Annotated in this window: 13 protein-coding genes; 3 read left to right on the forward strand and 10 right to left on the reverse strand. The window is 72.6% G+C overall.

The annotated features are described in order from the left end of the window. Positions 1–16: 16 nt before the first annotated feature. The gene (gene pafA / locus ACQ1X7_RS11820) at positions 17–1,378 is read right to left on the reverse strand and encodes a Pup--protein ligase (protein WP_432478400.1); all 1,362 of its coding nucleotides are present in this window, start codon (positions 1,376–1,378) and stop codon (positions 17–19) included. Between the two features lie 35 nt (positions 1,379–1,413). Beyond that, a complete protein-coding gene (locus ACQ1X7_RS11825) occupies positions 1,414–2,997 on the reverse strand; it encodes a GNAT family N-acetyltransferase (RefSeq protein WP_432478401.1) in 1,584 nt (527 codons plus the stop codon). 141 nt (positions 2,998–3,138) lie between these two features. On the opposite strand from ACQ1X7_RS11825, the gene ACQ1X7_RS11830 reads away from it, so the two are divergent. From ACQ1X7_RS11830 to ACQ1X7_RS11840, 3 genes are read left to right on the forward strand one after another with little or no spacing between them, the layout of a single operon-like run. Beyond that, the gene (locus ACQ1X7_RS11830) at positions 3,139–4,065 is read left to right on the forward strand and encodes a polysaccharide deacetylase family protein (RefSeq protein ID WP_432478402.1); all 927 of its coding nucleotides are present in this window, start codon (positions 3,139–3,141) and stop codon (positions 4,063–4,065) included. Further along, positions 4,065–5,099, forward strand: coding sequence for a GNAT family N-acetyltransferase (locus ACQ1X7_RS11835; RefSeq protein WP_432478403.1), 1,035 nt, complete (start codon positions 4,065–4,067; stop codon positions 5,097–5,099). The genes ACQ1X7_RS11830 and ACQ1X7_RS11835 overlap by 1 nt, the downstream gene beginning before the upstream one ends. Positions 5,100–5,110: 11 nt before the next feature. Then, entirely contained in the window at positions 5,111–6,247 is a 1,137-nt protein-coding gene (locus tag ACQ1X7_RS11840; protein ID WP_432478404.1) for a glycosyltransferase, read from the forward strand. A 21-nt stretch (positions 6,248–6,268) separates the two neighbouring features. Here the strand turns inward: ACQ1X7_RS11840 and ACQ1X7_RS11845 are convergent, their stop codons facing one another. From ACQ1X7_RS11845 to dop, 8 genes are all read right to left on the reverse strand, one after another. Further along, a complete protein-coding gene (locus ACQ1X7_RS11845; protein ID WP_432478405.1) occupies positions 6,269–7,126 on the reverse strand; it encodes a sulfotransferase domain-containing protein in 858 nt (285 codons plus the stop codon). 2 nt (positions 7,127–7,128) lie between these two features. Continuing rightward, on the reverse strand, positions 7,129–7,851 hold the full coding sequence (locus ACQ1X7_RS11850) for a DUF2182 domain-containing protein (protein WP_432478406.1): 723 nt from the start codon (positions 7,849–7,851) through the stop codon (positions 7,129–7,131). 19 nt (positions 7,852–7,870) lie between these two features. Then, entirely contained in the window at positions 7,871–8,440 is a 570-nt protein-coding gene (locus ACQ1X7_RS11855; protein WP_432478407.1) for a hypothetical protein, read from the reverse strand. A 29-nt stretch (positions 8,441–8,469) separates the two neighbouring features. Further along, positions 8,470–9,456 carry a tyrosinase family protein gene (locus tag ACQ1X7_RS11860; protein WP_432478408.1) on the reverse strand — a complete coding sequence of 329 codons (987 nt, stop codon included), beginning with the start codon at positions 9,454–9,456 and terminating at the stop codon, positions 8,470–8,472. Between the two features lie 127 nt (positions 9,457–9,583). After that, complete coding sequence (gene prcA, locus ACQ1X7_RS11865) at positions 9,584–10,507, reverse strand: proteasome subunit alpha (RefSeq protein WP_432478409.1); 924 nt, start codon at positions 10,505–10,507, stop codon at positions 9,584–9,586. A 70-nt stretch (positions 10,508–10,577) separates the two neighbouring features. Beyond that, the gene (prcB, locus tag ACQ1X7_RS11870; RefSeq protein ID WP_432478410.1) at positions 10,578–11,426 is read right to left on the reverse strand and encodes a proteasome subunit beta; all 849 of its coding nucleotides are present in this window, start codon (positions 11,424–11,426) and stop codon (positions 10,578–10,580) included. After that, entirely contained in the window at positions 11,423–11,620 is a 198-nt protein-coding gene (locus tag ACQ1X7_RS11875) for a ubiquitin-like protein Pup (protein WP_432478411.1), read from the reverse strand. Before ACQ1X7_RS11875 ends, prcB begins: the two co-directional genes overlap by 4 nt. Positions 11,621–11,737: 117 nt before the next feature. Further along, positions 11,738–13,246: a depupylase/deamidase Dop gene (dop, locus tag ACQ1X7_RS11880; RefSeq protein WP_432478412.1), complete on the reverse strand. Its 1,509-nt coding sequence runs from the start codon at positions 13,244–13,246 to the stop codon at positions 11,738–11,740. Positions 13,247–13,276: the final 30 nt, after the last annotated feature.

The raw sequence follows: 13,276 nt of genomic DNA on the forward strand, positions 1-13,276 counted from the left end.
GGAACCGGCGGTGGACTCACATGCCGTCGATCAGGCGCTGCACGCGCTCGTCGCGGGACCGGAACGGGTCCTTGCACAGCACCGTGCGCTGCGCCTGGTCGTTGAGCTTGAGGTGCACCCAGTCGACGGTGAAGTCGCGGCGCCGCTCCTGGGCCTTGCGGATGAACTCTCCCCGGAGCCGCGCGCGGGTGTCCTGCGGCGGCACCGACTTCGCCTCGAAGACCTTCAGGTCGCTGGTGACCCGCGTGACGGCGCCCCGCTTCTCGAGCAGGTAGTAGAGGCCGCGGCCGCGATGGATGTCGTGGTAGGCCAGGTCGAGCTGGGCGATCCGCGGGTGGCCCAGCGGGAGGCCGTGCTTGGCCCGGTAGCGGTCGATCAGCTTCCACTTGATGACCCAGTCGATCTCGCGGTCGACGAGCCCGAGGTCGTCGGCCTCGACGGCCTTGAGGCCGCGCTCCCAGAGGTCGAGCGCCTGCTCGAGCACCGGCGTCACCAGCTCGCGCCGGTCGACGAACTCGCGCGCCTTGCCGAGGTACTCCTGCTGGATCTCCAGCGCGCTGGCCTCGCGGCCGTTGGCGAGGCGGACCCGGCGGCGCCCGGTGACGTCGTGGGAGATCTCGCGGATCGCGCGGATCGGGTTCTCGAGGGTGAGATCGCGCATGACCACGCCCTCCTCGATCATCCGGAGCACCAGGTCGCAGCTGGCGACCTTCAGCATGGTGGTGGTCTCGCTCATGTTGGAGTCGCCGACGATGACGTGCAGCCGGCGGTACTTCTCGGCGTCTGCGTGCGGCTCGTCGCGGGTGTTGATGATCGGCCGGCTGCGGGTCGTGGCGCTGCTGACGCCCTCCCAGATGTGCTCCGCCCGCTGGCTGACGCTGTACGTCGCCCCGCGCGGCGTCTGGGTCACCTTGCCCGCGCCGACCACGATCTGGCGGGTGACCAGGAACGGGATGAGCACGTCGGCCAGCCGGCTGAACTCCCCGGACCGGCTCACCAGGTAGTTCTCGTGGCAGCCGTAGGAGTTGCCGGCGGAGTCGGTGTTGTTCTTGAACAGATAGATCTCGCCGGCGATGCCCTCGTCGTGGAGACGCTGCTCCGCGTCGAGCAGGAGCCCCTCGAGCACCCGCTCCCCCGCCTTGTCGTGGGTGACCAGCTCGGTCACGTCGTCGCACTCCGGCGTCGCGTACTCCGGGTGGCTCCCCACGTCGAGGTAGAGGCGGGCGCCGTTGCGGAGGAACACGTTGCTGCTCCGTCCCCAGCTGACCACCTTGCGGAACAGGTACCGGGCCACCTCGTCGGGGCTCAGGCGGCGCTGACCGTGGAACGTGCACGTCACGCCGTACTCGTTCTCGATCCCGAAGATCCGTCGGTCCACGACCTCAGCCTAGGCGCACGACCGAGCGAGCGGGGTCACCTGCGCGAAGAGGAGGTCGGGTCAGGACCGGGGCGCGGACCCTCGGCGAGGAGCTGTGGCGACCAGGGCAACGCCGGCAGGTCGTCCTCGGAGGCGACCTCGGAGGCGCCGCGGGGCAGGACCAGCTCGACGGTCTCGCCGACCTGGGTCGCGACCGCCTCGGCGACCTTCCGCAGGTGGGTGCCGGCCTCGAGGGGGACCACCTCGAGGATCGCCGCCGTGGCCGCGCCGGCCTCGTCGGGTGCGGCCGCCGCGGCCAGCCGGGCCAGGGCACTGCCCCCGGCCTCGAGGTCGACGTGGAACCAGCGGTCGTCGGGCCACCGGGAGGTCACCGCGGTGGCGCTGGGGAGGCCGTGGACGACGGCGACGTAGCGCTGCAGCGCCACGGTCGGCTCGATCTCCGCGACGGTCCCCTCCCCGCCTGCGCCCGGCCCGGGGGTGATCCGCAGCCGCTGGTCGGGTGCCGCGCTCGCCCGCCGGCGCCGGAGCCCGTTGCGCAGCTGCACCAGACGCATCTGCGCCCGGTACTGCGCATGGGGCAGGTGGTGGCGGGCCCAGCGACGCGCGGGGTGGCTGGCGCTGCGCAGCCCCCCGGGGCGGCGGGCCTCCACGTCGAGCAGCGCCGGCTGCTGGACCTTGAGGGTGTCCTTGAAGGCGTTGTTGCCGGGGAGCAGGTCCATCAGCCCCGGGGGGTCGAGGTGGACGGTCTGCTGGACGTGGTTGTGGAGGATGTGGCCCGGCGACAGCACGGCCATCCTCTGGTCGTAGACGGTGTTCCACCCGCAGAACACCTCGCCCAGCCGGAAGTAGACGTTGCCCGCCGCGGGTCGCCCGCCGATCGTCAGGATCACCAGGGACACCCAGCCGCGCTCGTCGGCCCGGGCCAGCAGGGTCTGCCGGGTCCGGCGCGCGGCGACCCTGCGGGCGCCCTTCCAGCTCTCGGCGGAGATGGCCTCGAACAGGGCCACGCCCTCGTCGAGCGGCTTCCCGTCGTTCCCGTAGGTGGTCACCTCCATGTCCCAGAAGGGGCTGACCCGCCGCTCCCGGGACCGGCACGACGTGGCCAGCTTGCGCAGGCTGCGTTCGTAGGCCTCGGTGTCGTCGGTCACCACCACGACGTTGTCGGTGCGCTTCTCGCGCACCTCGGTGTCGAACCCCGCCTCGCGCAGCGCCGCGACCAGGGCCGTCGTGGCGGGGTCGCGGGTCGGCAGACCCCTCAGCACCAGCTCGCGGACGCCGGCCTGCCCCATCTGGTCGACCAGCATCCCGAGCGTCTCCGCCTCGGGCGCGGTCGAGTCCAGGACCGGACGGACGCGGGGTCCGTGGTCGTCGTGCGCCGCCGTCCAGAGCCAGCCCTTGCGCCGCAGCGGGAGCAGCCCCACCGGGACGTCGTCACGCAGGACGGCCGGGATCGCGACGTGGGGGTCGGCCCCCAGGCGGCCGTCGAGCACGGCCCGAAACCACGCGTGGGAGCTGAGGACGTCGGCCTGGGTGCCCCGCCCGGAGGCCATCTGGTCCCACTGCGCGGCGATCGTCGGGTCGACGTCGTCCGGTCGCCACGTCACACCCTGCAGTCCCATGCCCTCCCCCTTGTCCCCACATGCCTCGGAAGGCGCGCACCACCCTATGTCACCCGACCGCGCCCGGGCGACGTCTAGACCGCGGCCTCCCCGGCCCACGGCGTTGCTATCGTGACGCTCGCTCCACCCGGGGGAGGAACCATGAGCCGCGCCACCCTGCGTCGAGGTGCCGATCGCGCCCTCCGCAGGTCACCCGCGCAGCTGGTGTTCCGCCGGCGCTCGCGTGGACTGCTGGCGGTGCTCGCCTACCACGGCGTCGACGACCCGGCCCAGCTCCGCCGCCAGCTCGACCACGTCGTCGAGCACTGGACGCCGGTCTCCCTCGAGGCCGTGCTCGCCGCGCTCGACGGGAGCCAGCCGCTCCCCCGGCACTCCGTCCTCGTCACCTTCGACGACGGCTTCGCCAGCGTGCTGGACGCCGGCCTGCCCCTGCTGCGCGAACGCGGCGTCCCGGCGGTCGCGTTCGTGCTCCCCGGGCTGCTGGACGGCTCGCAGCCGTTCTGGTGGACCGAGGCCGAACGGCTCCACGCCGCGGGTGCGCGGGCTCCGGAGGCCCCCGGCCAGACGGCCACCGAGCTGGTCGGGTGGTTGAAGACCGTCCCCGACACGCGTCGCCTGGAGGTGCTTGAGGCGCTCCGCGCCCAGGCGCCGGACCTCGACACGTCGATGCGGCAGCTGACGACCGCCGACCTGCTGACCCTCGAGCAGGGCGGCGTCGAGATCGGCAACCACACCTGGTCCCATCCCTGCCTGGACCGCTGCTCGACGCAGGAGGCGGAGCGGCAGGTCGAGCAGGCGCACGAGGCGCTCACCCGGGCCCTGGGCCGGCCGCCACGGGCCTTCGCGTACCCGAACGGCAACCACGACCTGCGCGCCGAGGAGGTCCTTCGGCGGCTCGGCTACCGGGCGGGCTTCCTGTTCGACCACCGGCTCTCGGCGCCCGCACCGGGGGTCGACCCGTTGCGGTTGTCGCGCGTGCGCACCGGGTCGGACACCTCCCTGGACCGGTACGCGACGATCCTCAGCGGCCTGCACCCCGCCGTGCACCGAGCGGCCGGTCGGCGCTGATGGGTGCTCCCGAGGTCCTCGCTGCGCCGCACGAGGCCGAGGCCCACGTGGCCGCCTGGCGCACGCTGGTGGCCTCCCAGCCGTGGCCGTCGTACTTCGCGACGCCCGACTGGCAGCTGGCGTGGTGGGAGGTCCTGGCCCCGTCCCGGCCCGCTCGCCTGGCGCTCTGGCACGGCCCCGAGGGGCTCGAGGCCGTGGTCGGGCTGACCCGCGAGCCGCTGCACCCGCGCCTGAGGCTTCTGCCCGGGCCCTGGGCAGCGATGGGCAGCGGCCCGGGGGCCGCCGACCACCTGGGGTGGGTCGTGGCCCCGCACCGCCACGACGACGTGGTGCGGTGGCTGGACCGGACGATCGGTCGTGGCACCCTGCTGCTCGCCGGCTTCGACCCCGACGCCGGTGCCGCCGGACTCGTGCCGGGCCTCCGCCCCGTCGCGGACACCCCGTGCCCGCGGGTCGACCTCGACGGACCGTTGCCGACCGGGTCGAGCAAGCTCCGCAAGCGGGTCCGGTACGACGAGCGGAAGCTGGCCGAGGAGGGACTGTCCTTCGGCTGGCTCGCTCCAGGCCAGGTCACGCCCGACGTGCTCGACGACCTGGTCGCGCTGCACGGATCCCGGGCCGGCGAGCAGGGCTGGGCGACGAGCTTCACCGCAGACCGCCGGCGGTTCCACCTCGCCCTCCTCCGACGCGCGACCACCGACTGCGGACCCGCCGCGGTCGTGGCCAGGCGGGGCGAGGAGGTCGTCGGGGTGCTGTACGGGTTCCGGTGGGGCACCACCTTCGCCTACTACCAGACCGGCTGGGACCAGTCGCTGGCCCGGTTCGGCCTGGGCACGGTGCTGGTCGCGAACGCGATGCAGGCCGCCCACGCGGCCGGGTGCCGGGTCTTCGACTTCCTGCGCGGACCGGAGCCGTACAAGTACCGTTTCGGTGCCACCGACCGCCACGACACCACGTGGGTCCGCGGCCGCGGACCGCTCGCGCGGTGGGTGGTGTCCCGACACACACCCGCCTCGGGCGAGGCACGGACCTAGGGAGCAAGCCGGTGCACGTGCTGTACGTCATCGACAGCCTCGACCGTCCCGGTGGGGCCGAGCAGGCGCTCGCCGCGATGGCGCCCCACCTGATGGGTGCCGGCGTCACCCTGGACATCGCCTACCTCACCGAGCGCCCGGGGTTCCAGGACGACCTCAGGGACGCCGGGGCGCACGTCGTCCCCGTCCTCGAGCCGGGTCGCCTCCCCCGGACCCGCGCCCTGGCCGGGCTGATCCGCCAGCGGCGCCCGGACCTGGTGCACACCACGCTGTACGAGGCCGACCTCGCCGGCCGTTGGGCGGCGGCGGCCACCCGCACTCCCGTGGTGTCGAGCCTGGTCAACGTCGCCTACGGGCCCGAGCACCGCGACGCCCCGGAGCTCAGCGCCCGCAAGGTGCGGGCGGCGCAGCTGGCCGACGCCGCGAGCTGCCGGACGGTACGCCGCTTCCACGCGCTCACCGACTACGTGGCCGGCATCATGTCCAGGCGGCTGCTCATCCGGCGCTCCCGGATCGACGTGGTGCCGCGGGGCCGCGACCTCGCCGTGCTGGGCGACCGGTCCGCCGAGCGCCGGCACGCCGTACGCCAGCGGATCGGACTGGCCGACGACGTGCCCGTGGTCGTGGCCGCCGCCCGGCACGAGTACCAGAAGGGCCTCGACACGCTCGTCAGCGCGTTCGCCGAGATCAGGCGGGCCCAGCCAGACGCCCAGCTGGTCATCGCGGGCCGCGAGGGAACCGCGACCGAGCTGCTCCGGCGTCGTGCCGACGAGGGCGGCGTCACCGGGTGCGTCCACCTCCTGGGCCCGCGCACCGACGTCCCCGACCTGATCGCCGCGGCCGACGTGTTCGCGGCCCCGTCGCGGTGGGAGGGCCTCGGCAGCGCCGTCCTGGAGGCGATGGGCATCGGCACGCCCGTCGTCGCCGGCGACGTGGCGGCCATCCGGGAGACGATCACCGGCGAGGGCGCGCTCCTCGTGCCCGTCTCCGACCCCTCCGCGCTCGCTCGCGCCGTCGTGGACGCCCTCGGCGACCCGGCTGCCGCGGCGGCCCGGGCCGAGGTGGCCTCCTGCCGCTTCCGCAGCCGCAACACGATCCAGCGGGTCAGCGAGGCGATGCTGGACTTCTACGGACGGGCGCTCGGCTGAGCACGGACCTCCCGCCGTCGGCTACCACCCGAAGTCGGTCCCGAGGTAGTCGTAGAGCCGCTTGTTGTGGGGCTCGAAGTAGTCGACCAGCCGCCGCCGGAGGTCGGGGCTGAGGCTGGAGTACTCGCGCTTGTTCGGGATGGACACCGACCGCTCGGGGGCCCAGCTCGCCAGCCCGAGGAAGTCGAGGATCGTGGCCAGGGTCCGCGGCTCGTCGGCGAAGAAGTCCTCGCTCTTCAGCACGAGCATCTGGTCGCGGTCGTAGACCTCGTTCCAGGCCATCAGCTGGTCGACGTAGTGGCCCCTCGCCAGGTAGGAGTAGCTCCGGAAGTTGGGGCTGTGGACCACGTCGTCGTGCATCAGCCTGGCCAGCTCGCCGTCGAGGCGCTCCTCCTCGGCATCGACCGCCGCCTCGAAGGACAGCGTCTCGTGCCCCTCGGCCGCCCACTGGGTCACCTGGTGCTGGTAGTGGGAGTAGGCCCGGTCGACCGGGTTGCGCAGCAGCACGATCAGCTTCGCGTCCGGGAGCAACGCCGCCGCGCGCCCGGGCGCGTGCGGGTGGAAGAGGTAGTACGGGCTGGCCTCGCCGGTGATCGTCCGCTCGGTCAGCCGCGCGCGCAGGGGGAAGTAGGCGCGGTACCAGCCCTCCCCCTGGTCGTAGTGGAGGTCGAAGTAGTGCACTTCCTTCTTGAACGCGGGAAGGACGTCGGGGTGCTCGGACAGCACCTTGTAGAGGTAGGTGGTGCCGCCCTTCTGGGTCCCGATCACCAGGAAGTCGGGGAGCGCGCGCAGGGAGGCGGTGCCGCGCCGGTACGCGAACTTCCCGAGCTTCACGCCCTTCCGGAACCTGTGGGTCGCCGAGTCCGCCAGTCGGGTCATGGTCACACCACCACCGCACCGGTGACAGCAGCAGCGAGCACCAGGGGTGCCGCCAGCCACGGGATCAGCGGCCGGCGGTGCCGCGACTGCGCCTCCGCGACCATCGCGAGGGTGATCAGGACCATCGCCAGCAGCCCGGCCCTCCCGTGCGGGAGCACTGCCATCAGCGCCATGAGCGGCCAGCACGCCGCCATGCAGCGCAGCGACTGGCGCGCGCCGAACTCGACGCGCGTGGTCATCGCACGCCTCCCGAACGGCGCCAGCGGGACGCTCCGGCTGCAGGACAGCACGGCCTGCCGCTTCCAGTGGGTCAGCTGCCACGCGGCGGCGAGCACGAGCAGCCCGGAGCCGAGGGCGACGGGGGCGACACCCCGGGACAGGGCGAGGTCGGTGAGCCACAGCACGACCACGCCGTACCCGACCCAGGGCAGCAGGAAGGCGGTCGTGAAGACGGCGACCCCCGTCAGCCGGCGACCGTGCGGCGAGTTGAGACCGACGTGCCGTGCGCCCGGGAGCGCCAGCGGCACCATCATCGCCACGCACATCACGGTCCACCACGTCAGCGACGTGGTGGACGCCGTCGTGGCGGTGGACGCGCCGTGGTGAGCACCCGCCGCCCCGGAGGGCCCCGCGTGCTGCACCAGCAGCACTGCCCACGCCGCGCCCGAGAGGGCCGCGACCGGCCACTCGGGTCGCCAGGCCAGCCAGTCCGCCGCGGCACCCACCCGAGCGCGCGGAGCGACCTCAGTCCACGAAGACACTGACACGGCCGACCCTGATCGGACGGGAGCGGGCGTTGTCGTAGAACTCGGCCAGCACGAAGTCGGGGTTGCCGCGGTAGCCGGGCGGCGGCACCGGCAGCTCGAGCAGGAACGTGACGTCGAGGTCGTCGCGTGACCTCACGCGGCCCGATCGCTCGAGCACCCGGAGCTTGCGGGTGATGTCGAAGGTGTGCCGCATGCCGGCCACGTGGTCGTGGGTGGGGTCCGGGTCGTTCATCGCCTCGATGCCGAACACCGTGACGTTCCCGACGTGGTGGTGGTTGCGGTCGCGCTCGGTCCAGTTGCGCGGCAGGTTGAGGTAGACGCCGTAGACGACGCCCGGGTTGAGGTCGGCGCTGAGGTCCTCGATGTTCAGCATCACCCGCCGTCCCTGCGACTCGGTGCTCACGCCGGGGCCGGCCTCGGCCAGCAGTCGGGCGGCCCGCGGCGCGGGGCGAGGCCGCACCGACCGGGCGCGGCCGTCGAGGCGCACCGGTTGCTCGGTGGCCGCCACCAGCTCGGGGGGACGCCGTCGTCGGTCTCGGGTTGCCATCGGTCAGCTCCTCGGAGTGGTTGCCCGGATCATCCGTAGACCACGCCGAGCTGGCCTGCGGTGTCGACCACGTCGCGGGAGCGCAGCGTCACCGGCTGTCCGTTCTCGTCGTACATGGTGAAGGGCTGGTTGAGCCACGCGGTGTCGGTCGGGTTGGCCCGGCCGCCGCCCTGGGCGAGCCAGACGTCCCACAGCCGGTCGACGTTGGCGTGGTGCAGGAAGAACACCGGGTCGTTGGCGGCGCACTTGATGACCCCCATCCAGCCACCGGTGCAGTTCGGGCGTGCCCTGCTCCCGATCTGGACGTGGATGACGTTGTGGGGCTGCTTCTCCATGGCTCCCAGGGCGCCCGCGAACTGGGCGACCGGCTGCATACCGCCCCCGAAGCTGCGCCTCCCGTCAGGGGTGGCGAACTGCGTGGTCCGCATGGCCTTGACCGTGGAGGTCTGGCGCGTCGTGAACTGGAAGCCGGCCATCATCGCGTCGGTGCGCCGCAGCGGCAGGTAGAGCGGGTTCTCGGAGCCGTCGGGGAGCTGGGGCACGCGGAAGGCCTGGGGAAGCGTGTTGGACGGGAACGGCCGGTCCCAGTTCCAGTAGGGCAGCGCCCAGTCGCTGGGCCCGCCGATCTGCGCCACCGCGGCCCGGACGATGCGCTCGAAGTAGTAGAGGTAGACCCGGTGCCACGGGAAGAAGTGCCAGCTCTGGTGCTGGCACTGGTTCCAGGTCGGGTCCTCCGGGCTCGAGAAGGTCCCGTGGATCGCCGCCTGGAACGCCCAGCTGGTCGGGTCCCTCGGGTCCCGCTGCTGCATCAGGCGCACGGCGCGGGCGTAGGCCTCGGTGTAGGCGTTCCACGGCGCGCTGAGCGACCAGACGTCCCGGCGGACCAGTGGTCCGGCCAGCTGCGCCGTCGCTGCGTGCGCGTCGTGCGTCGTGCCCAGGCCCGCCGCCACAGCGCCCGCTCCCGCCAAGAAGCCGCGCCGCTTCAGCCCACTGAGCGCTGTTGTCTCCCCCACCATCGCGACATCCCCCTGAGTCGCTCGCTGACCCCCTCATTGAAGGGTCCGCGGGCCGCGCAGCACAAGGATCGTTGACAGTTTGTTGACAAGTTGTCGACGAAGGAGGGTTGCGGACCGCGCGGCGCGCTCACCCCAGGGGGTCGTTCGGGTCGATCGGTGGAGCCACCGGAGGCTCGTCGGGAGCCACCGGGTCGGTCGGTCGTGGGAGGGGCTCACCGGTGTGCGGGTTCTCCAGCGGAGGGACCGCCCCGCTCGTCTGGTCGGTGGGGTCACCGGGCTCGTCGGTCGGCGACGCCGCGGCCGGTGACGGCACGGCGGCGTCCTCGTCACGTGGCTCGTCGGCGGCCTCCGCGACCCGGTCGCCGAGGCGACGGTGCAGCTCCTCGGGGCGCAGCCGGCGGAACTTGCGGGGCTGGACCCGGGTGCGGTCGAGCACGGCGACCTCGAGGTCGGTGTCGGGGACGACGCGGTCGCCGCTCTCGGAGTGGCCCAGCGCACCGACCGCCAGGGCGAGCGCCTCGTCGAGCGACAGCCCGCCCGCGAACCTCGAGGAGAGGTACTCGGCCACGGTGTCGACCGCGCCACCCATCACCGCGAACCCCTGGACGTCGGCCACCTGGCCGTCGTAGGTCAGCCGGTAGATCTGGTCGTCCGCGGCGGCCTCGCCCACCTCGGCGACGAAGATCTCCACCTCGTACGGCTTCTCGCCGCCGCTGGAGAAGATGGTGCCGAGCGTCTGGGCGTAGGCGTTCGCGAGACCGCGCCCGGTGACGTCACGGCGGTCGTAGGCGTAGCCACGCATGTCCGCCAGCCGCACCCCGGCGATCCGCAGGTTCTCGAACTCGTTGTAGCGGCCCACGGCGGCGAACGCGATCCGGTCGTAGATCTCCGAAACCTTGTGGAGCGCCTGGGACGGGTTCTCGGAGGCGAACAGGACGCCGTCGGCGTACTGGACGGCGACCACCGAGCGCCCGCGTGAGATGCCCTTGCGGGCGTAGTCGGCGCGGTCCTTCATGACCTGCTCCGGCGACACGTAGAACGGCATACTCATGGCCGGCCTCCGGCCGTCCCGGAGGATGCCAGGGCATAGCTCCCTTGCATGGTTCCCTCGCTGCGCTCGGTCACGAGGCGTCACCCCCGGTGAGCGACGCGGCGGCGGGACCGTCGGGCCGCTGCATCCGGCCGGCGATCATCCGGTCGGCCACCTCCGCCACCTCGGAGTCCGCGAGCCGTCGGCCGCCCTCGGCCGTGATCACGTGGACGACCGGGAAGATCCGCCGGGTCAGGTCGGGCCCGCCGGTGGCGGAGTCGTCGTCGGCGGCGTCGTAGAGCGCCTGCACGACCACCGTGACGGCGTCGACCTCGGTGAGGTCGTCGCGGTAGAGCTTCTTCAGCGACCCGCGGGCGAAGAGGGAGCCGGAGCCGACCGAGTGGAAGGCGGTCTCCTCGTAGCGGCCGCCGGTGAGGTCGTAGCTGAAGATCCGACCCTGCTCGGTGGTCAGGTCGAAACCGGCGAAGAGCGGGACGACTGCGAGGCCCTGCATCGCCATGCCGAGGTTGTTGCGGATCAGCGCGGCCAGGCGGTTGGCCTTGCCGTCCATGGAGAGCGTGGTGCCCTCGATCTTCTCGTAGTGCTCGAGCTCGGTCTGGAAGAGCCGCACCAGCTCGACCGCGAGGCCGGCGGTGCCGGCGATGCCGACGGCGGAGTACTCGTCGGCAGGGAAGACCTTCTCGATGTCGCGCTGGGCGATGACGTTGCCCATCGTGGCGCGGCGGTCGCCCGCCATCACGATCCCGCCGGGGTAGGTCGCCGCGACGATGGTCGTCGCGTGGGGGGCCAGGTCGCCGGCCTGCCCCTGGGGCACCGAGCGCCGCGACGGCAGCAGGTCGGGAGCGGCGCCGGCCAGGAAGTCGGCGAACGACGACGACCCCGGCTGCAGGAACGCGGCCGGCAGGCGGGACTCGTTCACTGTCCGCCCTTCTGGATGAACGACTTCACGAAGTCCTCCGCGTTGGTCTCGAGGACGTCGTCGATCTCGTCGAGGATGGCGTCGACGTCGTCGTCGAGGGCTTCCTTGCGCTCGGCGACGTCGCTCTCGGTCGCGACCTCGGGAGCCTCTTCGGTCTCCGAGGACTTCCGCGGTTGCTTCTGCTCCTGTGCCATGCACCGACCCTAGCCGAGCACGACCAAGGAAGTGCGCGGCGTGGGGAGGTGGGTCGAGCACGCTTGCGAGCTCGCGACCGCGCGTCGAAACCGCGTCAGCGGTGCCGGGCAGCGACGTCAGCGGGTGAGCGCGCTCACCAATGCCTCGGCGGTGTCGCAGCGGTCGATCAGGTCGCCCACGGAGGCGCGGGTGCCGCGGAGCGGGTCGATGGTCGGGACCCGCTGGAGCGACTCGCGCCCGGGGAGGTCGAAGATGACGGAGTCCCAGGAGGCGGCGGCGACGGCGTCGGAGTACTTCTCCAGGCACCGGCCACGGAACCAGGCGCGGGTGTCCTCCGGCGGGTCGTGCATGGCGGCCTCGACGGAGCCGTCGTCGAGCAGCCGCTCGATGCGTCCCAGCGAGACCAGCCGGTGGTAGAGACCCTTCTCGGGCCGGACGTCGGCGTACTGGAGGTCGATGAGCTGCAGCTTGGCGTCGTCCCAGCCGAGTCCGTCGCGGTCCCGGTAGTGCTGGAGCAGCTTGAGCTTCGCCACCCAGTCGAGCTCGGACGCACACTCCAGCGGGTCCCGCTCGAGCCGGGTCAGCACCGACTCCCAGCGGGCGAGGACGTCGCGGGTCTGCGGGTCGGCGTCGGAGCCGAAGCGGTCCTCGACGTACTTGCGGGCGAGGTCGAGGTACTCCAGCTGCAGCTGCACGGCGGTCAGCTCGCGGCCGTCGGTGAGCCGGACGGTCTGCTTCAGGGTGGGGTCGTGGGACACCGCCCGCAGTGCGGCGACCGCGCCGTCGACAGTGAGGTCGCGGTCCAGGAACCGGTCCTCGATCATCGAGAGCACCAGCGCGGTCGTCCCGACCTTGAGGTAGGTCGACACCTCGGCCAGGTTGGGGTCGCCCAGGATCACGTGGAGCCGGCGGTAGCGCTCGGGGTCGGCGTGCGGCTCGTCGCGGGTGTTGATGATCGGCCGCTTCAGGGTGGTCTCCAGGCCGACCTCGACCTCGAAGAAGTCGGCTCGCTGGCTCACCTGGAACCCGTGCTCGCGGCCGTCCTGGCCGATGCCGACCCGCCCGGCGCCGCACACGACCTGCCGGGACACGAAGAACGGCGTCAGGTGGCGCACGATCTCGCCGAAGGGCGTGCTGCGGCGCATCAGGTAGTTCTCGTGGGCGCCGTAGGAGACGCCCTTGTTGTCGGTGGTGTTCTTGTAGAGGTTGATCGGCCCGGCGCCGGGGAGCTGGCTGGCGCGGCGCGACGCGTCGAGCATCACCTGCTCGCCGGCCTTGTCCCACCGCACCAGGTCGAGCGGCGTGGTGACCTCGGGGGTGGAGTACTCCGGGTGGGCGTGGTCGACGTAGAGGCGGGCGCCGTTGGTGAGGATGACGTTGGCGAGCCCGAGGTCCTCGTCGGTGAGCTGGGAGGGGTCGGCCACCTGGCGGGACATGTCGAAGCCGCGCGCGTCGCGCAGGGGGGACTCCTCCTCGAAGTCCCACCGCGCGCGTCGTGCCTTCACCGTGGCGGAGGCGTAGGCGTTCACGACCTGCGAGGAGGCCACCATCGGGTTGGCCAGCGGCTGACCCTGGACGGAGATGCCGTACTCGACCTCCGTCCCCATGACCCGACGCACGCTCATGGGCCCGAGCCTAGTTGGTGGACGTGACGG

It is taken from the genome of Nocardioides sp. GXQ0305, from assembly GCF_050880345.1.
In the GTDB taxonomy this organism is placed as follows: Bacteria; Actinomycetota; Actinomycetes; order Propionibacteriales; family Nocardioidaceae; genus Nocardioides.

What these genes read in the sequence shown, in the direction of transcription:
- ACQ1X7_RS11825 (WP_432478401.1), bottom strand. Translation starts at nt 2,997, where the DNA reads ATGGGACTGCAGGGTGTGACGTGGCGACCGGACGACGTCGACCCGACG.
- ACQ1X7_RS11875 (WP_432478411.1), bottom strand. Translation starts at nt 11,620, where the DNA reads ATGGCACAGGAGCAGAAGCAACCGCGGAAGTCCTCGGAGACCGAAGAG.
- ACQ1X7_RS11855 (WP_432478407.1), bottom strand. Translation starts at nt 8,440, where the DNA reads ATGGCAACCCGAGACCGACGACGGCGTCCCCCCGAGCTGGTGGCGGCC.
- ACQ1X7_RS11860 (WP_432478408.1), bottom strand. Translation starts at nt 9,456, where the DNA reads ATGGTGGGGGAGACAACAGCGCTCAGTGGGCTGAAGCGGCGCGGCTTC.
- dop (WP_432478412.1), bottom strand. Translation starts at nt 13,246, where the DNA reads ATGAGCGTGCGTCGGGTCATGGGGACGGAGGTCGAGTACGGCATCTCC.
- ACQ1X7_RS11830 (WP_432478402.1), top strand. Translation starts at nt 3,139, where the DNA reads ATGAGCCGCGCCACCCTGCGTCGAGGTGCCGATCGCGCCCTCCGCAGG.
- ACQ1X7_RS11835 (WP_432478403.1), top strand. Translation starts at nt 4,065, where the DNA reads ATGGGTGCTCCCGAGGTCCTCGCTGCGCCGCACGAGGCCGAGGCCCAC.
- ACQ1X7_RS11845 (WP_432478405.1), bottom strand. Translation starts at nt 7,126, where the DNA reads ATGACCCGACTGGCGGACTCGGCGACCCACAGGTTCCGGAAGGGCGTG.
- prcA (WP_432478409.1), bottom strand. Translation starts at nt 10,507, where the DNA reads ATGAGTATGCCGTTCTACGTGTCGCCGGAGCAGGTCATGAAGGACCGC.